This is a genomic window from Pseudomonas sp. GW456-12-10-14-LB2 (genome assembly GCF_002884345.1).
GTDB lineage: Bacteria > Pseudomonadota > Gammaproteobacteria > Pseudomonadales > Pseudomonadaceae > Aquipseudomonas > Aquipseudomonas paraglycinae.
The window spans coordinates 111683-131708 of sequence record NZ_POHV01000006.1; the positions used below are offsets into that span (position 1 = coordinate 111683).

16 protein-coding genes are annotated in these 20026 nt (G+C 62.5%); 8 read left to right on the forward strand and 8 right to left on the reverse strand.

The features are described 5' to 3' along the window. Window positions 1–42: 42 nt before the first annotated feature. A complete protein-coding gene (locus tag C1X29_RS05730) occupies window positions 43–1449 on the forward strand; it encodes a type VI secretion system Vgr family protein (RefSeq protein ID WP_102717036.1) in 1407 nt (468 codons plus the stop codon). 3 nt (window positions 1450–1452) lie between these two features. Here the strand turns inward: C1X29_RS05730 and C1X29_RS05735 are convergent, their stop codons facing one another. Together C1X29_RS05735 and C1X29_RS05740 are read right to left on the reverse strand one after the other, a co-directional pair. Further along, window positions 1453–2844: an FAD-dependent oxidoreductase gene (locus C1X29_RS05735; RefSeq protein WP_102717037.1), complete on the reverse strand. Its 1392-nt coding sequence runs from the start codon at window positions 2842–2844 to the stop codon at window positions 1453–1455. Window positions 2845–2917: 73 nt separating this feature from the next. Then, window positions 2918–4243 (reverse strand): MFS transporter, encoded by a 1326-nt coding sequence (locus C1X29_RS05740; protein ID WP_102717038.1) that lies wholly within the window; start codon window positions 4241–4243, stop codon window positions 2918–2920. A gap of 289 nt (window positions 4244–4532) precedes the next feature. Between C1X29_RS05740 and C1X29_RS05745 the strand changes: the two genes are divergently transcribed. Further along, the gene (locus C1X29_RS05745) at window positions 4533–5432 is read left to right on the forward strand and encodes a LysR family transcriptional regulator (RefSeq protein ID WP_007951543.1); all 900 of its coding nucleotides are present in this window, start codon (window positions 4533–4535) and stop codon (window positions 5430–5432) included. On the opposite strand, the gene C1X29_RS05750 is transcribed toward C1X29_RS05745, so the two are convergent. Continuing rightward, window positions 5402–6262 (reverse strand): LysR substrate-binding domain-containing protein, encoded by an 861-nt coding sequence (locus tag C1X29_RS05750; protein WP_102717039.1) that lies wholly within the window; start codon window positions 6260–6262, stop codon window positions 5402–5404. The genes C1X29_RS05745 and C1X29_RS05750 overlap by 31 nt on opposite strands. 113 nt (window positions 6263–6375) lie before the next feature. Here C1X29_RS05750 and C1X29_RS05755 point away from each other — a divergent pair, with 113 nt between their 5' ends. The 3 genes from C1X29_RS05755 (at window position 6376) to C1X29_RS05770 (ending at window position 9216) form a co-directional block, all read left to right on the forward strand. Then, window positions 6376–7485 (forward strand): 2-aminoethylphosphonate--pyruvate transaminase, encoded by a 1110-nt coding sequence (locus C1X29_RS05755; protein WP_102717040.1) that lies wholly within the window; start codon window positions 6376–6378, stop codon window positions 7483–7485. A 152-nt stretch (window positions 7486–7637) separates the two neighbouring features. Beyond that, entirely contained in the window at window positions 7638–8465 is an 828-nt protein-coding gene (gene phnX / locus C1X29_RS05765; RefSeq protein ID WP_102717041.1) for a phosphonoacetaldehyde hydrolase, read from the forward strand. Window positions 8466–8661: 196 nt separating this feature from the next. Next, window positions 8662–9216 (forward strand): cytochrome b, encoded by a 555-nt coding sequence (locus tag C1X29_RS05770; RefSeq protein ID WP_102717042.1) that lies wholly within the window; start codon window positions 8662–8664, stop codon window positions 9214–9216. Here the strand turns inward: C1X29_RS05770 and C1X29_RS05775 are convergent. After that, the gene (locus C1X29_RS05775; RefSeq protein WP_085745921.1) at window positions 9213–10121 is read right to left on the reverse strand and encodes a 1-aminocyclopropane-1-carboxylate deaminase/D-cysteine desulfhydrase; all 909 of its coding nucleotides are present in this window, start codon (window positions 10119–10121) and stop codon (window positions 9213–9215) included. The two genes, C1X29_RS05770 and C1X29_RS05775, sit on opposite strands and share 4 nt — an antisense overlap. A 41-nt stretch (window positions 10122–10162) precedes the next feature. Then, entirely contained in the window at window positions 10163–12202 is a 2040-nt protein-coding gene (locus tag C1X29_RS05780) for an NADPH-dependent 2,4-dienoyl-CoA reductase (protein WP_085745920.1), read from the reverse strand. A 205-nt stretch (window positions 12203–12407) separates the two neighbouring features. Between C1X29_RS05780 and C1X29_RS05785 the strand changes: the two genes are divergently transcribed. Next, window positions 12408–13532 (forward strand): nitrilase-related carbon-nitrogen hydrolase, encoded by a 1125-nt coding sequence (locus C1X29_RS05785; protein ID WP_102687140.1) that lies wholly within the window; start codon window positions 12408–12410, stop codon window positions 13530–13532. 3 nt (window positions 13533–13535) lie between these two features. Then, a complete protein-coding gene (locus C1X29_RS05790) occupies window positions 13536–14576 on the forward strand; it encodes an AraC family transcriptional regulator (protein WP_102717043.1) in 1041 nt (346 codons plus the stop codon). A 320-nt stretch (window positions 14577–14896) separates the two neighbouring features. Here C1X29_RS05790 and C1X29_RS05795 read toward each other — a convergent pair whose 3' ends face one another. Next, on the reverse strand, window positions 14897–15754 hold the full coding sequence (locus tag C1X29_RS05795; RefSeq protein WP_102717044.1) for a DUF2242 domain-containing protein: 858 nt from the start codon (window positions 15752–15754) through the stop codon (window positions 14897–14899). Between the two features lie 92 nt (window positions 15755–15846). After that, window positions 15847–16746 (reverse strand): LysR family transcriptional regulator, encoded by a 900-nt coding sequence (locus tag C1X29_RS05800; RefSeq protein WP_102717045.1) that lies wholly within the window; start codon window positions 16744–16746, stop codon window positions 15847–15849. A 122-nt stretch (window positions 16747–16868) separates the two neighbouring features. On the opposite strand from C1X29_RS05800, the gene C1X29_RS05805 reads away from it, so the two are divergent. Then, the gene (locus C1X29_RS05805) at window positions 16869–18074 is read left to right on the forward strand and encodes an MFS transporter (protein ID WP_102687136.1); all 1206 of its coding nucleotides are present in this window, start codon (window positions 16869–16871) and stop codon (window positions 18072–18074) included. 60 nt (window positions 18075–18134) lie between these two features. Here the strand turns inward: C1X29_RS05805 and C1X29_RS05810 are convergent, their stop codons facing one another. After that, on the reverse strand, window positions 18135–20006 hold the full coding sequence (locus tag C1X29_RS05810; protein WP_102717046.1) for a SurA N-terminal domain-containing protein: 1872 nt from the start codon (window positions 20004–20006) through the stop codon (window positions 18135–18137). Window positions 20007–20026: the final 20 nt, after the last annotated feature.

Below are 20026 nucleotides of genomic sequence, written 5' to 3' on the forward strand. Positions count from 1 at the left end.
GTACCCTCTGTGGCCCGTATTGCCTGAACAGAGCCCGCCCGAATGCTCAATGACAAGGAAAGTCCGTTTTCGCTGACCCTGGCCGAAGGCGGGATAAGCCTGCCGGTCCTGCGCTTCAGCGGTCATGAAGCGCTGAATCAGCCCTTTCGGTTTGAAATCGAAGTCATGGGCCTGGCACCCGCGTGGTCACCCGGCACGCTGCTGCATCAGGCGGCGTTTCTGCACCTGGATGACGACCACGGGATTCACGGCATCATCCAAAGCGCCAGTTGCGAACACCGCGCGACGCACCGGATCGCCTACCAACTGGTGCTGATGCCGCATCTGCAAGCGCTGGAGCAACATCCCGTACGCCGGGTCTTCACGCAACTGAACGTGCCGGCCATCCTTGAGCAACTGCTCAGCGAACATCACCTGCCTGCCCACAGCTACCGGATCGAGATGACCGTCGGCCACTACCCGCCGCGCCCGTTCTGCATTCAGTACGAGGAAACCGATCTGGCCTTTTTGCAACGGCTTTGTGAAGAGGAAGGCATCCACTATCACTTCGAACATCAGCCGGACGGCCATGTGGTGGTGTTCGCCGATGACAGTCTGAGCCTGCCGCAGCAACCGACGGCGATTGCTTTCAACACGCAGATCGATGCGCCGGCAACCGGCCTCAGCAGCCTGTTCCAGCGCCATGAGGCGGTGCTGCCTCAGATTCCTGCCGGCGTGCGTGAGCGAGGGCATTCGATTACGGGCCAGGAGGCCGCCAATCACACACTGGACAGTGCCTTCGCGCCACCGGGATTTCTGCCGACTGCGCACCGCCACGCGGCCCAGCGCAGTCGTCGCCTGCTGGAACGCCAACGCTGCCGGTCGCGCTCGATTCAGGGCCGCAGCGATTGTCCGCGACTGCTCAGCGGGCGCCTGCTGCAAGTCATGGAGCACCCGGTAAACGCGTTCAACGAGCAGTGGCTGATCACCGATTTGCGTCATCAGGGCCAGCAACCTTCGATTCTCGATCCCGTGCCGACGGTTCGTCGCTATCACAACGACTTCACCGCGCTGCCCTGGTCGACCCCGTTTCGCCCGCCGCCGAAACAACCGTGCCCGGGCATTCCGGGGTATCAGCCGGCGCAAGTGCTTGGCGCGCCGGGGCAACCGGCGCAGGTGGACGATCAGGGACGGATCGCCGTGCGGTTATGGCCTGACCAACCTGATGCCAGCGCCAGCGAAGGACTGTGGTTGCCAGTGGTCATGCCCCACGTCGGCGGCGGCCTGCCTCGGGAAGATCTGCCCTGCGCCGGCAGCGAGGTCTGGGTGAGTTTTCTCGACAGCGATCCCGACCGGCCGATCCTCTGCCTCGACGTCTGCCGACCCCGACCGGCACAGCCGAAAGAAACCGAGCCCGACGACGACCTCTTGCTCGACTGGCTGCTCAACCGCTCCGCCCCGCCGCGCTGACGATCAACCTTTGTCGGCCTTGCCCGCCGCCGCTGCGAATTTCGCCAGACGCACATCGAGGTGCCGGGGCCGCCGACCGTGATCCTCGGCGCGCTCCTTGCGGCGAATGGCGTTGCGCACCATCAGCGAGCCGAGGTAGCGGATCGGCTCCGGCGGAAAGTAACCCAGCGGCCCATTGACCAGCGGCGAGCGCGTCCACGGGTTGTCGAGGCCCTGCACCAGCGAGGCGAGAATCTGCCCGCCCATGTGGCACGGCCCGACGCCACTGCCGGAATAACCGAAACCGTAAAAGACGTTGCCGCTGGCACTCATCTGGCCGAAGAACGGCAGGCCGGTGACCGAGCGATCCGAGGGGCCGTTCCAGGTTGCGTCGATTTTCACATCAGCGAATGCCGGGAAGAAGTCGTCGAGACTGCGCTTGAGCAATCCGGTGTAGGGCGATGGCTGGTCGAACACCGGCAGCATCCGCCCGCCGTAAGCGAAGGTGTTGCCGCCCTTGCCGAGCATGATCCGGCCGTCCGGGGTGTTGTGGTAGTAGTGCACGAAAATCCGCGAGTCGAGCACGGTGACGCCGCTGGTCAAACCGATTTCCTGCAACAGATCCGGACGTGGCTCGGTGATCAGCATGTCGCTGGAAACGATCGCCACGCTGCGTTCGAACTGCGGAAAAGCGCGGGCCATCCACGCGTTCATCGCCAGCACCACGCGGTCGGCGGTCACGCAACCGTTCGCCGTGTGTAGGCGCGCCGGGCGGCCCTCCTCCAGCCCGGTCATCGCCGTGCCTTCATGAATTCGCACGCCCAGCTGCAACGCCACCCGGCGCAAGCCGCGCACCAGCTTGCCTGGCTGCACGCTGGCGGCGGCCGGCGAGAACCAGCCCTCCAGATGTTTTTCCGAACCGGCCATGCGCTGTACATCGGCGACCGGCCGCTGGGTAAACGAGTTGATGCCGTTGCGCTCGAGCGCCGCAATCACCGCATCGGTGGAGCCGCATTGCGCGCGGTTGGTGGCGGTGTAAAGCGTACCATCGAGTCGGTAATCGGCATCGACGCCGTACTGCTCGCAGAACTCGCCGATGGCGTGGATGCTGCGCTCCGATTCCTTGACCAGCCGCACCGCCTCTTCGACGCCGAACAACCGCTCGAGGGTGAAATACTTTGCCGACCACGACAGCGCGCAGCCGCCGTTGCGCCCACTGGCGCCGGCGCCGCAGATGTCGGCTTCGATCAGCAACACATCGAGTTCGGGGTTCTGCTGCTTGAGCATGATCGCCGTCCACAACCCGGTGTAACCGCCGCCGACGATGCACACGTCGGTGCGCACATCGCCTTGCAGCGGCGGGCAAGGTTCGGACGTGTCGAGCTGCAAAGCCTGCTCCAGCCAAAACGGTCTCATGAAAGTTCTCCAGTCAGTCGGCCACGGCACAGCCTGCCGCGAATGCCGCAGCAGGCCGCGAGGCAGGGTTTATTCAGTTACGCAGGGGTTTGATGGTCAGGGCACGATTGGGCACGTAGGCACGTGGCTCCATGACGCCGACCGGGCGGCTGTTCCAGTGCGGAATCAGCACCAGCGCCGAGAACAGCGCACAACCGGCGAACACGATGAACACCGTCACTGAGTCGAAGTAGCCCGGCAGCAAACCTCCGAGCACTGCACCGACCGAGCCGCAGCCGTTGACGAATCCCGCCGCCGTGGCGCCAGCCTTGGCCTTGCCGAAATCGATCGCAGCCGCGCCGCTGATCATCGAGTCCGGGCCGTACAGGGTCAGGCCCATGACGAACAACAGTGCGACCACCAGCATCACGCTGCCGGTGTGCAAGGCGCCCATGAACAGCGCAAGGGTCACGGTCAGCGCCAGCAGACTCAACACGCAGGCCGGCATGCGTCGGGCACCGAACAGTTTGTCCGAGGCCAGGCCAATCATGATCGGCCCCAGCAGTCCGGCCAGTTCAAACGCGGTGGGAATGATCGCCGCGCCGACCTTGCCGACCGAAGGCATCTGTCCGAACACGATCACCGGCCCCCACAGCAAAATCGCGTAACGCGCCGGTTTCAACAGGAAATACGCCAGCCCCAGCACCAGCACCGTGCGGTTGCGCAGGATTTCCTTGAGTGGCTCCCAGACGCTGAGTTTGCTGTTGGCTTCGGCCTCTTCGGCGCTGATGACCGGCTCCGGCTCCACGGCGGGCAGGCCAACGTCTTCTGGTTTGTCACGCTGAAAGATGAAGAACAAAACCGCCACCACCGCGACCACCGCCGCGCTGGAAATGAACGCCGCGTGCCACGAACCGATCAGCGTGTACGCCCACCAGCCGGCGAACGGCGACGCCACCAGACCGCCGAATGCATAGCAGGAACTCCACAACCCGAGCACTCGCCCGCGTTGTTCGGAGGGGAAGAAACTGCCGAGGTTCTTGCACAGCCCCGACCAGCCGGTGGACTGCGCCAGCCCCTGAATCAGCATGCAGGTGGCGAAGATCGGCAAGGTTGCGAAGCTGCCCATCACCAGCGCCGCCGCGGCGGAAATCAGCAAACCACCGAGCACCACAACCCGCGGGCCGAAGCGGTCGGCGAGCATGCCCCAGGTGAACTGGCCGATGGCGTAGGCCGCCAGGTAAATCGCGTCGAGGTTGGCCATGGCCATTTTGTCGAGGGTGAAGCTTGGGTCTTCGGCGATGCCCAGTTTGGCCACCGAAAAGGCTTTGCGGGTGAAATAGAACGCGGCGTAAGCGAGCCAGGTGACAGCGAAGATCTGCATGCGCCAACGCGCAATGGTGCCGATGTGCTTGTTCATTGTGGTTCTGACCTCAGGGTGTGAGTGTGCCGGCAGAATCGATGAGTAAACGCCTGTGTTTTTTATTGTTGAGCACTGCGATATCACCCCGTCCCTTCGGCGATACCGGTCAGATGAGTCCTGGTGTTGCACGCACAGGCTCATGGCCAGCGTCGCTGCCCGACCGGGCAGTCAGCGTTGGCGTGAGCCGATCAAAGCAATTACTGTTTAATAAATAAAATCGATTTATCGTATTTCACACATAAGCTCAGCTTGTTACTGAAGTTCGCCTGTAAACGAGGAATCAGCCATGTCGGTTTCCCACGCCCAGCTCAAAGCCTTTCACGCCGTGGCCGTGCACGGAAGCTTCACCAAGGCCGCCGAGCGGCTTTATCTGACGCAACCGGCGATTTCCGACCAGGTGCGCAAGCTGGAAGAACGCTTCGGTGTGTTGCTGTTCCATCGCAACAAGCGCTCGGTGCGCCTGACGGATCTGGGGGAACGCTTGCTGGCGATCACCCAGCGCTTGTTCGTGGTCGAAGCCGAAGCCCAGGAGTTGCTGCAGGAATCCCAGGCCTTGCAGACCGGCAGCCTGATTCTGGCGGTGGATGCACCGGTGCATGTGCTGCCGCAGATTGCCCGGTTTTGTGAGCGCTATCCGGGGATCAGCGTGAAGATCGAGACCGGTAACACCGATGAATCGCTGTTTCGACTGTTCAACTATCAGGCTGATCTGGCGTTGCTCGGGCGCGATGTCAGCGATGAACGCCTGCTGTGCGTGCCGCTGCGCAACGATCCGATGGTGGCGTTCGTCTCGCGCCATCATCCATGGGCCGAGCGTGAATCGATCTGCCTGGAGGATCTGGACGACACGCCGCTGGTGCTGCGCGAACACGGCTCGGTCACCCGCCAGACCCTGGAAGAAGAAATGGCCCGCGCCGGTTTCCGCATCCGCCCGGCGATTCAGGTCGAAGGCCGGGAAGCGGCGCGGGAGGCAGTGGTGGTGGGGATTGGCGTGGGTGTGGTGTCGGCGGCGGAGTTTGGTGCGGACTCACGGGTTTGCGCGCTGCCGATCACCGATTGCACCCGCCGATTGACGGAGACACTGGTGTGCCTGCGCGAGCAGAGTTCGCGGCGGGTAGTGGCGACATTTCTCGAGATGGTTCGCGAAAGTCTTGTTCAGACCGGCGCCAACCCGAAAAACGCCTGAATCAACCGCAACTCTCGCCGCCGCTCCACGCAGCCAATCATGTGCCGGTTCACCAGCCCTTCTCCCGCGATGGGAATTGCGACGACACGGGGGTCATGACTGACCTCCACCGATGACACCACCCCAACCCCCAACTCAGCCGCCACCGCTTCCGTCACCGCCTCGCGACTGTCCAGTTCCAGCAACACCCGTGGGTTGACCGACGCCTGCGCACAGGCCTGATCAAACGTGCGCCGGGTAATCGAACTCGGCTCGCGCAACACCATGATCACCTGATCCAGCTCCTTGAGCCTGACCTCGCCGGAACGCGTCGCCCACGGATGCGCGGCCGGCACCAGCGCGCAAATCCGCGATTCACTCAGCGCTTGCAGATGCAGGCCCTTGCGTGGCTCGACCTCGGTCAGCACCGCCACATCGGCATGCTCGGACAACAACGCCGCCAACGTTTCCTGAGCATTGCCCAACCGCAGATTCACCGTAATCCCCGGATAACACGCCCGCAGGCTGGCAAGCATCGGCATGACCATGTGCGGACCGTCCGCCGCCACCTCAAGGCGTCCGGTCAGCAATTGCCGATTAGCCTCAAGCAGCGCCTGCGCCTCTTCGGCCATACCGAACATCGCCCGGGTGATCGCCGCCAGTTTGATGCCCTCTTCTGTCAGCTCGACCCGGCGCGCCGTCCGTCGCAACAGCGTGATCTGGTAATGCTCCTCCAGCGCCTTGATGTGCCCGGTGACCGCCGGCTGGCTGATGAACAAGCGTGCGGCGGCACGGGTGAAGCTGCCTTCCCGGGCCACGGCGTCGAAGGCGCGGAGCTGGAACAGGTTCATGAATAACCCTCACTGATGGCTGGCATAACAACAAACAATTTGATTGATGATCCGCCGAATTGCAACGTAGGCCCCGTAGCTTCATCCCACAGCGCTATCGCGAGGACACACGAATGAGTACTGCCGCACCCATCCTGCTCACTCCCGGCCCGTTGACCACCTCGGCCCGCACCCGCCAGGCGATGATGGTCGACTGGGGTTCATGGGATGACCGCTTCAACCAACTGACCGCCAGCCTGTGCGAACAACTGCTGGCGATCCTCAACGGCGCCGACAGCCATCACTGCGTACCTTTGCAGGGCAGCGGCACCTTCGCTGTCGAAGCCGCGATCGGCACCCTCGTCCCCCGCGACGGCAAGGTGCTGGTGCTGATCAACGGCGCCTATGGCAAGCGTCTGGCGAAAATCTGCGAAGTGCTCGGCCGCTCGTTCAGCACCTTTGAAACCGCTGAAGACGAACCGACCACCGCCGCTGACGTCGACCGCCTGCTGCGCGCCGACAGCGACATTACCCACGTCGCGCTGATCCATTGCGAAACCAGCACCGGCATTCTCAATCCTTTGCCGGAGATCGCCCAGGTTGTCGAGCAACACGGCAAACGCCTGATCATCGATGCCATGAGCTCGTTCGGCGCGTTGCCGGTGGATGCGCAAAAAGTCCCGTTCGATGCGCTGATCGCCGCATCGGGTAAATGCCTGGAAGGCGTGCCGGGCATGGGCTTCGTGTTTGCCCGCAAGGAATCTCTGGCTGCAGCCGCCGGCAATTCGCATTCGCTGGCGATGGACCTGTTCGACCAGCACAGCTATATGAAGAAAACCGGTCAGTGGCGCTTTACCCCGCCGACCCACGTGGTGGCGGCGCTGCATGAAGCGCTGCTGCAATACAACGAAGAAGGTGGTCTGCCGGCGCGGCATGCGCGTTACGCCGCCAACTGCCAGGCACTGATGGAAGAGATGGGCAAACTCCGCTTGCGCAGCTTCCTGCCTGCTGCGATTCAGGCGCCGATCATCGCGACCTTCCACGCACCGAAAGATCCGCGCTACCAGTTCAAGGACTTCTACGAACGGGTCAAGGCCAAGGGTTACATCCTCTACCCCGGCAAGCTGACCCAGGTCGAAACCTTCCGCGTCGGCTGCATCGGCCACGTCACCCCGGCGCAGATGCGCGAAGCCGTCGCGGCGGTGGGTGAAGTGCTGCGCGAGATGGAAGTGTTAGAGATTTAAACCACACCTCAAATCCCCTGTGGGAGCGGGCTTGCCCGCGATGAGGCCCTGGCAGTCGACATCCATGGTGAATGTCAGACCGCCATCGCGGGCAAGCCCGCTCCCACAGGTACACCGAACGCCAAAACAACTCATTCCTGCAGGATTTCTCCATGAACTACGACAACCCAACCCAGCTGCAAGCCGCCATCCTCGACTGGGCCGGCACCGTGGTCGATTTCGGTTCTTTCGCACCGACCCAGATCTTCGTCGAAGCCTTCGCCGAGTTCGACGTCCAGGTTTCCATCGAAGAGGCCCGTGGCCCGATGGGCATGGGCAAGTGGGATCACATCCGCACCCTGTGCGATCAGCCGCAGGTTGCCGAGCGCTATCGCAAGGCGTTCGGCCGCACCCCGACCGACGATGACGTGACCGCGATCTACAACCGCTTCATGCCGCTGCAGATCGAGAAAATCGCCGAGCATTCGGCGCTGATTCCCGGCGCGCTGGAGACCATCGCCAACCTGCGTCAGCAAGGGATCAAGATCGGTTCCTGCTCGGGTTATCCGAAGCAGGTGATGGACAAGGTTGTGGCACTCGCCGTCACCAACGGCTACGTCGCCGACCACGTCGTCGCCACCGACGAAGTGCCGAACGGCCGCCCATGGCCAGCCCAGGCGCTGGCCAACGTGATTGCGCTGGGCATCGACGATGTCGCCGCCTGCGTGAAGATCGACGACACCGTGCCGGGGATTCTCGAAGGCCGTCGCGCCGGCATGTGGACCGTGGCGCTGATCTGCTCCGGCAACGCGCTGGGCCTGGATTACGAAGGCTATCGCGCACTGGGCAGCGACGCCTTGGCCAGTGAGCGCAAGCGCATTCACGCGCTGTTCGAAGGTTCGCGCCCGCACTACATGATCGACACCATCACCGATCTGCCGGAAGTGATTGCCGACATCAACAAGCGCCTGGCCAACGGCGAGATGCCGCAAAGCAGCTGATAGCGCCGTCTGCCGCAAACAAAAACGCCAGTGTCTGCCCGACACTGGCGTTTTTTCATGGGCGTTTTCAGTCAAATCGCTGACTCAGCTCAGTGAAAGCTTTTTTAGCCTCGGGCAAACGCGCCAAAGGTGATTACAGTTAAGGCATGCCGTCGCAGAACGGCACGCTTGAGCCCTGAACCGTGAGGAACGCCGTATGCCGTGGACAAATTCCGAATCCCGTTACAGCACCGTGTCGATCCTGTTGCACTGGCTGATGCTGGTGCTGTTGGTGCTGGTGTACGCCAGCATGGAATTGCGCGGGCTGTTTCCCAAGGGCAGCGGTGGCCGCACGCTGATCCGCGAAGTGCATTACATGCTCGGGCTGACCGTGTTCGTGCTGGTCTGGTTTCGCCTGTTCGCCCGCAGCCTGGGCCCGGCGCCGAAAATCTTCCCGGCTTCGCCACAGTGGCAAATTACCCTCGCACGCCTGATGCACTGGGCCTTGTACCTGTTCATGATCAGCATGCCGATTCTCGGCTGGCTGATCACCAGCGCCGAAGGTCATCAGGTGATGTTCTACGGTTTCGACCTGCCGTTGCTGGTGAGTGAAGACAAGGTGTTCGCCAAAGACGTCGAGCACTGGCATGTGCTGATCAGCACCATCGGCTACTGGCTGATCGGCCTGCATGCGCTGGCGGGGATCTATCACCATTACGTGGTGCGCGATAACACGCTGCTGCGGATGATGCCCAAGCGCAGCCAGGGTTAACCGTCGAATCCACGCCGACCCTGCAAGCCGCCGGTGTGGACGAAGATCAAGCGTGAACCGCGGGCAAAGCGACCCGCCTCGATCTGTTGTTTGAGCGCCAGCAAGGCTTTGCCGGTGTACAGCGGTTCGAGGGGAATGCCGCTGGCCTGTTCGGTTTGCGCGATGAATTCAAGCAACGCCGGATCGACCTTGGCGAAACCGCCACGACTGGCGTCGATCAGTTCGTAGCCTCCAGCCTTGCCCACAATTGCCTCGAGATTGGCCGCGACGCCGTGATCGTCGGGCACGGCCATTGCGCCGTACACCGCATGTTGTCCGGACTCGGCCAACACCAATCCCGCGAGCGTGGTGCCCGTGCCGCAGGCCAGCCACCAACCGTGGTAGTCGTCCCAGCCGAGCTTACCGAGTTGTTGACTGACCTGATCCTTCAGTGCCGCGCAGCCCTGCGCGCCCGGCAACCCGCCGCCCCCTTCAGGCACCGGATGCAGCGTCGGATACTGCGCCAGCCACGGCTGCCAGAACCCCGGCTCGTGCCGCGCCCTATAGCCGCCGTAACCGAGCCAGTGCAGCTGCATGCCGAAATCCCGCAGATCCCTCACCGTCGGCGTGTCCTGCTGATGCCCGCGCAACAGCCCGACCGTTGCGAATCCCAGGCGTTTGCCCGCAGCCGCCAGCGCATGCAGATGATTGGAGTGCGCACCGCCCAGGCTGATGATGCCTTCGGCGCCCGCACGGTCGGCAGCTTTGAGATGTTCGACGAGTTTGAACCACTTGTTGCCGCTGATCAGCGGATCGATCCGGTCGAGACGCAGGATCGCGACTTCAACGCCGGCGGCGGTGAGCCAGTCCAGATGAAGCGCTTCGAGGGGGGCTTGAGGTAGCCAGTCGGTGGGAGGCAGAAACATGAAGGCCGGCTCTGTGCAAAGAGCCGGCATTCTAGGGTGGATCAGAGCTCGGCGGCCAGACGCGAACCCTGATTGATCGCACGTTTGGCATCCAGTTCGGCCGCCACATCGGCGCCGCCGATCAGGTGCACGTTCTGCCCGGCTTCGACCAGACCGTCGTGCAGCTCGCGCAGCGGATCCTGGCCGGCGCAGATGACGATGTTGTCCACCGGCAGCACTTGCGGCTCGCCGGTTTCGCCGATGCGGATGTGCAGGCCTTCGTCGTCGATCTTCAGGTATTCGACGCTGTTGAGCATCTGCACCTGCTTGTTCTTGAGACCGGTGCGGTGAATCCAGCCGGTGGTCTTGCCCAGACCGTCGCCGACCTTGGATTTCTTGCGTTGCAGCAGGAACACGTCGCGCGCCGGTGCGTGCGGTGCAGCCTTGATCCCGGCCACGCCACCACGGGCTTCCAGATTCGTGTCGATGCCCCACTCTTTCCAGAACGCGGCGCGATCCTGACTGGTGGCCACGCCTTCATGGACGAGGAATTCCGAGACGTCAAAACCGATACCGCCGGCACCGATCACCGCCACACGCTTGCCGACCGGTTTGCGCTCAAGCAACACATCCAGGTAGCTCAGCACCTTGGCGTTCTCGACACCCGGAATCGCCGGCAGACGCGGCGCAATGCCGGTCGCCAGGATGACTTCGTCGTAACCGCCCTCGACCAGTTTCGCCACGTCGACGCGGGTGTTCAGGCACACCTCGACGTTGGTGGTCTGCAGTTTGCGTTTGAAGTAGCGCAGGGTTTCGTAGAACTCTTCCTTGCCCGGCACACGTTTCGCGACGTTGAACTGGCCACCGATTTCGCTGGCCGAATCAAACAAGGTCACCTGATGCCCGCGCTCGGCGGCCACGGTGGCAGCGGACAGACCGGCAGGACCGGCACCGACCACGGCGATCTTCTTGATCTGCTTGACCGGCAGGTAGTTGAGTTCGGTCTCGTGGCAGGCACGCGGGTTGACCAGGCAACTGGTGAGCTTGCCGCCGAAGGTGTGATCGAGGCAGGCCTGGTTGCAACCAATGCAGGTGTTAATTTCGTCGGCGCGGCCTTCAGCTGCCTTGTTGACGAAGTCCGGATCGGCGAGGAACGGCCGCGCCATCGAGACCATGTCGGCATCGCCTTCGGCGAGGATCTGCTCGGCGACTTCCGGGGTGTTGATACGGTTGGTGGTGATCAGCGGAATACTCACCGAGCCACGCAGCTTGGCGGTGACCTTGCTGAACGCCGCACGCGGCACTTTGGTGGCGATGGTCGGGATCCGCGCTTCGTGCCAGCCGATACCGGTGTTGATGAGGGTCGCGCCGGCCTGCTCGATGGCTTTGGCCAGGGTGACGATTTCTTCCCAGGTGCTGCCGCCTTCCACCAGATCGAGCATCGACAGACGGAAGATGATGATGAAGTTCGGGCCGACCGCTTCACGTACGCGGCGTACGATTTCCACCGGCAGGCGCATGCGGTTTTCGTAGCTGCCGCCCCAACGGTCGGTGCGGTGGTTGGTGTGGGCGGCGAGGAACTGGTTAATGAAATAACCTTCCGAGCCCATGATTTCCACGCCGTCGTACTCGGCGGTCTGGGCCAGTACCGAGCAGGTGACGAAATCGCTGATCTGCTTCTCGATGCCTTCCTCGTCCAGCTCTTTGGGCTTGAACGGGTTGATCGGCGCCTGGATGGCGCTCGGCGCGACCTGTTTCGGGCTGTAGGCATAACGGCCGGCGTGGAGGATCTGCATGCAGATCTTGCCGCCCGCATCATGCACAGCGCGAGTGACGATGCGGTGCTTGAGCGCTTCTTCCTCGGTGGTCAGCTTGGCTGCGCCGGAGTACACACCGCCCTCGTCGTTCGGGCCGATACCGCCGGTGACCATCAGGCCGACACCGCCACGGGCACGCTCGGCAAAATACGCCGCCATGCGTTCGAAACCACCCGGCTTCTCTTCAAGGCCGGTGTGCATCGAGCCCATCAGGGTGCGGTTGCGCAACGTGGTGAATCCCAGGTCCAGCGGGGCCAACAGGTGCGGGTATTGAGTGGCGGTCATCGTTAACTCCACAGCGAGCGATCACGGAAAATGCGGGAGCTCTGCGTCCCCCGTCAGTCATGTTCGACAGATTAGGAGTCGCATCGCTGTCACTCAATGACCGTAACTGACAAGTTATTGATCCAAATGCGCAGCGCCCCTTGGCAAGCCGGGGCTGGCGCCCTACCCTGTCCGCACACCCTGTACCCGGTTGTTGTTGGATTTCATGCGCAAACTTCTGTACCTGACTTTTTCCATGGCGCTCATCGCCGCGCTCACCTTCTACGCCATGTGGGCGGCTGACCGCCCGGCCGGTCATTACCTGTCGGACCTGCGGATCAAACTGGCGGTCGATCAGGGCACGCCCGCCGATCGCGGCAACCTGCTGGGCATCCAGCCCGAGCTGTTCCCCACCGACTACCAAAGCCCCGAACGCCTGCACCGCAAGCTCGCCGCCTATTTGCAGCAGGCGCAGGATCAGGGGCTGTTGAATGATAAAACCGTGGTCATCCTGCCCGAGCATGTCGGCACCTGGCTGATGATCAGCGGCGAGAAAGACGAGCTGTACCAGGCCGCCACCCTCGCCGAAGCGATGAACTGGCTGGCCGCGAGCAATCCGGTGCAATTTGCTCGCGCCTGGCTCGCCGCCAAGGGCAGCAGCCGTCTGGATGACGCGCACCTGCGGATGAAATCCCGGGACATGGCCAAGAACTATCAGGCGCTGTTCGGTGGCCTGGCCAAGGAATTCCACATCACCCTGGTGGCCGGCTCGATCGTATTGCCTGAACCGAACATCATCGATGGCCGGCTCAAGACCGGCAGTGGTGAGCTGTACAACAGCACCGTAGTGTTTGGCCGCGACGGTGCCCCGCTCGGCCAGCCACAACGGCAGATGCGCCCGATCTTCGATCAGGACGACAGCTCCGGCGAGGCTTCCCGGATCAATGTGGTCGATACCCCGGCCGGGCGCCTCGGCGTGCTCATCGGCAGAGACAGCTGGTATCCGGACAACTACCGCAAACTGGACGAGCAAGGCGCGCAACTGATTGCGGTCCCGGCGCTGATCACAGGTCATGGCGTGTGGGATCAACCGTGGAAGGGTTACAAAGGCTTGAGCGTGCCGGACTCGGTCAGCCTGAAACCGGGAGCCGTCAGCGAGGGCCAGGCCTGGCACCAATTGACCCTGACCGCGCAACCGTCGGCCAGCAAGGCGCTGGCCGGCATGAGTGTGTTCCTGCGCGGGCAGTTCTGGGACAAACCGAGTTCCGGGCAAAGTTTCCTCAGCAGCAACGGCCAGCAATTCGCTGACAGCGAAGCCCGTGGCGCGCGCCTGCTGAACCTCTGGTTGTAACCCATGAAACCGCAGCCCATGCGTCTCGGGGATCTGTCGGTGGGCTTCGTCCACAGCCTGGCCGATGCCGTGCGCAGCCATGACGTCGATCCGCTGCCATTGCTCGAGCAGTACGGCCTGGATGCCGCACGACTGGCCGAAGCCGGGGCGCGCCTGTCGATCCCGCGCTACATGCGCCTGGGGCATGGCGCGATCCAGCTTACCGGCGATCCGGCACTGGGTTTGCGCATGGGCCGGCTCAGTCGCCTGAGTCAGGCCGGGCTGGCCGGTGTGACCGCCGCGCAGGCGCCAACCGTGCGCGAAGCCGCTCGCTGCCTGACTCGCTTCGAACCCTTGTACGGCTCCAACTATCGCGGCCAGTCGAGTTTCCACGAAGACGCCAGCGGTGCGTGGCTGCGCTTCTACTCGATCAGCCCGTACAACGCCTACAACCGCTTTGTGGTGGATTCGATCATCGCCGGCTGGCTGCAGCAGTTGTCCAGCGTCAGCCCCGAGCCCTTGCGCGCCGGGCGGATCGAGATCGAGTTCGACAGCCCGGATTATCGCGACGCTTATGCGGTGCTGGGCGATTGCCCGATCCAGTTCGGCGCCGAACACAATCAACTGCGTCTGAGCCTCATCAGCCTGGCCCAACGCAACCCGGAGCATTGCCCCAGCACCTGGAAACATTTGCTCGGTCTGTGCGAACGGGAACTGGAGCAATTGACCCGCACCCGCAGCCTGCGTGAACGCATCACGCAATTGCTCGGGCCATTGCTCAATGGCGGCCGGGAACCGGACCTGGAAGAAGTGGCGGCACGCCTGAAGCTGCCGACCTGGACGTTACGGCGAAAGCTGGCCGAGGAAGGCACGCAGTTTCGCGCGATCCTCAATGACACCCGCCGTGATCTGGCGATGACCTACATCCGCGACACCGAACTGGCATTCGGTGAAATTGCCTACCTGCTGGGTTTTGCCTCGGCCGAAGCTTTCCAGCGCGCCTTCAAGCGCTGGAACGGCCAGACACCGGGCGAATTTCGCCGCAGTCACCGCAAGACAGGCTGACGCCTCACAGCTCGGTGGCGTCTTCCGCAGGCTCTGGTGAATCCAGTTCGTAAGCCTGGAATTCGAGCAGTTCTTCTTGATAGTCATCCATTGCGTAATCCCCCTACTGCTTGCTTGAAATGGCCTGGAACAAATGACCAGTGCCTCGAGCATAAAGTGCCCGTGTGAAGGAAAAATGAAACGCGTCCTTCATGAAATAAACGTAGCAGGCGGTCAGGAATTTATCGCGGGAAATTTTTCGACACGGCTGGCAGGAAGAAGCTCAAGGGAGATAACAAAACGCCACGCGTCCGACAGAGGTCGGAGGCGTGGCGTTAAGTTTACTGCCCGGAGGCAGGCATGGCCGGAATCGGCTCGGAGGGCGGCGGCATGTCCGTCGGGTTGGCCGGCGGCGTGATGGTTTCCGTCGCAGGCGCAGGCTCCGCAACCGGCGCCGGGGTGATCGGTGCAGCTTCGGCCGGCGGTGCTACAGGTTCGGAGCTGGCCGGGGCCGCTTCTGCAGGCGCTGGTGCCGCAGCGGGCTCAGCGGCCGGCGCTGGGGCCGTGGTCGGTTCAGCCGCAGGGGCTGGAGCCAGCGGAGCCGGTGCCGCTTTGGCTTCCGGCACACCCAGGTCAGTCTTGGGTTTTTCGGTGATGTGCGCAGCTTTCTTCGCATCGGCCGGCAGGAACAGCTCAACCAGGGTGAAGAAACGCTCGTAGAACTTCTGCGACGACACCGTTTCGCTGGCCACCTTGACCATCGAATCGTCAGACGAGCCGATCGGCATCGACACCGAGCCCAGCACGCCGACACCGAGGCTGGCCGAGTTGTTGGTCTTCTTCAGCGCGTAGCGGTCCTGCAGGGCGTTGGCGAACACGGTGGCGTGATGGCCGGCGCTGCCATCATCGGCGCACACCACGTTGAAGCTGATCTCAAGGTGGGTTTCGCCGGTCTGCTGGAAGCTCTTGTGCCCGCTGACCAGTTTCGGGTCGTTGCTGGTAATGATATAGCCCTGGCTGAGCAACGCTCGGCGGGCCGCTTCGCAACTGGCGGTGTCGGTCACCGGGTAATTGCGCGAAAAGGTGCCGGAGTCGTCGAAATTCTCATGCTCGTAGATGGGCTTGTCCTTGGAGCAGCCGGCAGCGGCGGTCAGCAACAACGCCAACCCGATGAAACGCACGGGAATAGAATTCAACATTAAACATCCTGAGGGAAAACGGTCCGGGGCGTATTGTGCAACAGATCGCTGCCCCGCGGCGTATGGATTAGTGTCTTAAAACAGTTACAACTCTACCGGTCATGAGCGACAGGAAAAAGTCGCGCCGATAAATGATCGATGAACACCCGCAATTTGGCAGTTGCGTGCCGGCTCGACGGCCACAAAACCCAGAACTGCCCGACGTGCTGCAGATGCTCCTCCAGTACGCGCTGCAGGCGACCCTGTTGCTGAGATTCATGGATCATGAAGTCCGGCAGACAGGCGATGCCCATGCCCGCCAGCGCCGCATGCCGCACGGCTTCGATCGAGGTACTGACCAGACGTGTCGGCAGGGTCGGCTCGGGCGCGCCCTCCTCGCGTTTGAGCGGCCAGGACTCCAGTTTGCCCGTGGCGTGAAACGTATGGCGCAGGCAGGCGTGCTGCGTCAGTTCGGCCGGGGTCTGAGGTTCGCCGCACTCGCGCAGATACGCGGGACTGGCCACCAACACCATATGAAACTCGCCCAACGGTCGTGCCATCAGTCGCGAGTCTCGCGGTTTACCCGTTCGGATCACCGCATCGAAACCTTCGTCCACCACATCCACCATGCGATCGGTCAGGTCCAGATCCAGCTCGATCTGCGGATACAGCGCCATGAACTCGTTCATGACCGGCATCACCAGGTCATGCACCTGCGGCAGGCTGACCCGCAACTTGCCGTGAGGCGCCGCTGCGGCATCGCACATTTCAAATTCAGCCGCTTCGACCTCCGCGAGGATCTTGCGGCAACGTTCAAGAAACAGCGCGCCTTCGCTGGTCAGCGTGATGCTGCGAGTGGTGCGGTAAAACAACCGCACATTGAGCCGTGCCTCCAGGCGGGCGATGCTTTTGCCGACCGCCGACGAAGACACGCCCTGCAAGCGACCGGCCTCGGTAAAACTGCGGGTTTCCGCCACCTGCACGAACACCGAAATACTGCCCAGGCTGTCCATTTATCCCTCCCTGATTCACGACATTCTTGTCCGAGATGTTCGGAACCCTAACCTGTTTTTCCCGAATGTGCAGCGCCCTACCCTATGGCCTTCGTCTCCTTTGGCAAAATGGAAACCCGCCCATGAACGATGCGCCACTCACTTCCCCCACGCTCGCCGGCACCGTCGAGCCCGCAGAACGATTACCGCTGGGTGCATTGCTCGCACTGGCCACCGCCGGATTTATCACCGTGCTGACCGAGGCGATGCCCGCCGGCCTGTTGCCACAGATGAGCGCGGGGCTTGATGTCTCTCAGGCCCTGATCGGGCAACTGGTCACGCTGTACGCCATTGGTTCGATGCTGGCGGCCATTCCACTCACCATTGCCACCCGGGGTTGGCGTCGACGCCCGCTGCTGCTGTCGGCCATTGGTGGGTTCGCCATTGCCAACAGCATCACTGCGCTGTCGGAGCTGTACTGGCTGACCCTGATTGCACGCTTGATCGCGGGCGTATTCGCGGGGCTGCTGTGGGCGTTGCTGGCCGGCTACGCAAGCCGGATGGTCGCACCCCACTTGCAAGGCCGGGCCATTACGGTGGCCATGCTCGGGGCACCCCTTGCGCTGTCGCTGGGCATTCCGGCCGGGACGCTGCTGGGCACGGCGGTCGGCTGGCGCCTGAGCTTCGCGATCATGACCGGGCTGACCGTGCTGCTGGTGATCTGGGTGCGTTGGCAAGTACCGGACTTCGCCGGTGAACGCGCCGGCAAACGCCTGCCACTGCGCCAGGTGTTTACCCTGCCGGGCGTGCGATCCGTGTTGTTTGTAACCTTGTCCTACGTCGTCGCGCACAACCTGCTGTACACCTACATCGCGCCATTTCTGGAGCCATCGGGACTTGGCGGAGAAATCGACCGAGTGTTGCTGGTATTCGGCCTGGCGTCAGTACTGAGCCTGTGGATCGTCGGCAGTCTGATTGATCGCTGGCTGCGTCAGTTGGCGCTGGTCAGTGCAATGCTGTTCCTGCTGTCAGCGATCGCACTGGGCCTGTGGCGCGAATCGCCGGGCGTGGTCTACACCGCCACCGCCGTCTGGGGTCTGGCGTTCGGCGCGATGCCCTCGCTGTTGCAGACAGCCCTGGCGAAAACTGCCAAGGAGGCTGCCGATACCGCGCAATCGATGCTGGTGACTCTATGGAATGTCGGCATTGCCGGCGGCGGGCTTGCGGGCGGTCTGCTGCTGAACAACCTGGGCGTCGGGAGTTACCCGTGGATTGTCGCGGGTCTGTTGCTGCTGACTCTGTATGCGACCACCAATGCCCGGAGCCATGGTTTCCCGAACGCCGGATAGCGTGCATAAAAAAGCCCCGGATTTGCATCCGGGGCTCGGGTCTTGCGGCTCAGCCAGGCATCAGAAACGCTTGATGTCGGCTTCGGCTTCCAGCTGTTTGCGGTACGCCGCGAAGTCTTGCTGGCCCACACGCGATGCGAGGAAGCGACGGTATTGCGCTTTCTCTTCATCGGTCGGAGCCGCTGCTTCGTTCACGCCGTTCAGGCGCACGATGGTCAGGCTGCCGTCCGCCAGCGTTACGCTGGTGAAGGTCGGCTTGTCCTTCGCGGCCGGTTTCGGCATGCGGAACAACGCTTGCAGCACCGCCGGATCAACGCCTTCCTGAGCGCGGTTTGCTGCTTCGGTAACTTTCCAGCTCTGACCGTCCACCGCCTTGTCCAGCGGGGTCTTGCCATCACGCAGACTGGCGATCAGTTGCTCCGCCTTGGTCTTGGCAGCCGCGCTGGCGTGCTCTTTGGTCAACTGGGCGCGAATGGCGGTGGCCACGCTTTCCAGCGGCAATTGAGCAGGCTTCAGGTGCTCCTTGGCGCGCAGCACGATCACGGTTTCCGGATCCAGCTCGATGGCGGTGCTGTTGGCACCCTCTTCCAGCACTTCGGTGCTGAACGCAGCAGTCACAACGGCACGGTTGGCTGCAACGCCTTCGCCACCTTCACGGCCAAACGGCTTGGAGGTGTACACGGTCAGTTTCAGGTCCTGCGCTGGCTGGGCCAGGTCGGATGCTTCGAACGAAGAGTCTTCCAGTTGCTTGGTCGCCTCGACGAAACGCTGCTCGACTTGCTGGGTTTTCAGCTCGCGGGTCAGCTTGTCTTTCAGGCTGGCCAGCGTCGGCACTTCAGGCGCCTCGACACCCAGCAGCTTGATCAGATGGAAACCGAAGTCGGTGCGAACCGGCTCGGACACCTGATCCTTGTTCAGCGAATACAGGGCTTTCTCGAAGGCTGGATCGTAAACGCCAGGACCGGCATAACCCAGATCACCGCCGTTGTTGGCCGAACCCGGATCCTGCGAGAACTCCTTGGCCAGCGCTTCGAATTTCTCGCCCTTGGCCAGACGCGCCTGGACTTCTTCGATCTTCGCCTTGGCCTGAGCTTCGGTGGTCTTGTCGTTGACTTCGATCAGAATGTGCGCCGCACGACGCTGTTCCGACAGGTTGGCGATCTCTTTCTGATACGCCGCCTGCAGGTCTTCGTCCTTGACGGCGACCTGATCGAAGAACGAAGCCTTCTTCAGCTCCAGGTAATCGATGACCACTTGATCCGGGGTCATGAATTCCTTGGCATGCTCGTCGTAGTAAGCCTTGACCTCGTCATCGGTCAGCTTCACGGCCGAAGGGTCAGCCTTGATGTTCAGCGTGGCGAAATCGCGGGTCTGTTTTTCCAGACGGGCGAAGGCCAGCACCTGAGCGTCGGTCACGAAACCGCTGCCCGCCACACCAGCGCGCAGTTGGCCGATCAGCATTTCCTGAGCCAGCATCTGGCGGAACTGCATGCGGCTGTAGCCCAGTTGACGGATCACCTGATCGAAACGGTCGGAGCTGAACTTGCCGTCGACCTGAAATTCAGGCGTCTGCAGGATCACTTGATCCAGGGCCGCTTCGGAGAAAGCGAATTTCGATTGTTCTGCGCCTTGCAGCAGCAGCTTGCGATCGATCAGACCCTTGAGGGCCGATTCGCGCAGCATTTTTTCGTCCAGCAAGGAAGCGTCGAAGTCCTTGCCCAGTTGTTGCATCAGCTGACGGCGTTGCATATCCACCGCCTGGCTCAGCTCGTTCTGGCTGATTTCTTCACCGTTGACCTTGGCCGCCTCATTCTTGTGAGTCGTGGCCTGGAAAATGGCGTCGAAACCGGTCAGAGCCATCAGTGCAACGATGACTCCGATAATGGTCTTGGCAATCCAGCCTTGTGAATTGTCCCTGATATTCTGCAGCATGCGTCCCCCAGAAACGGTTG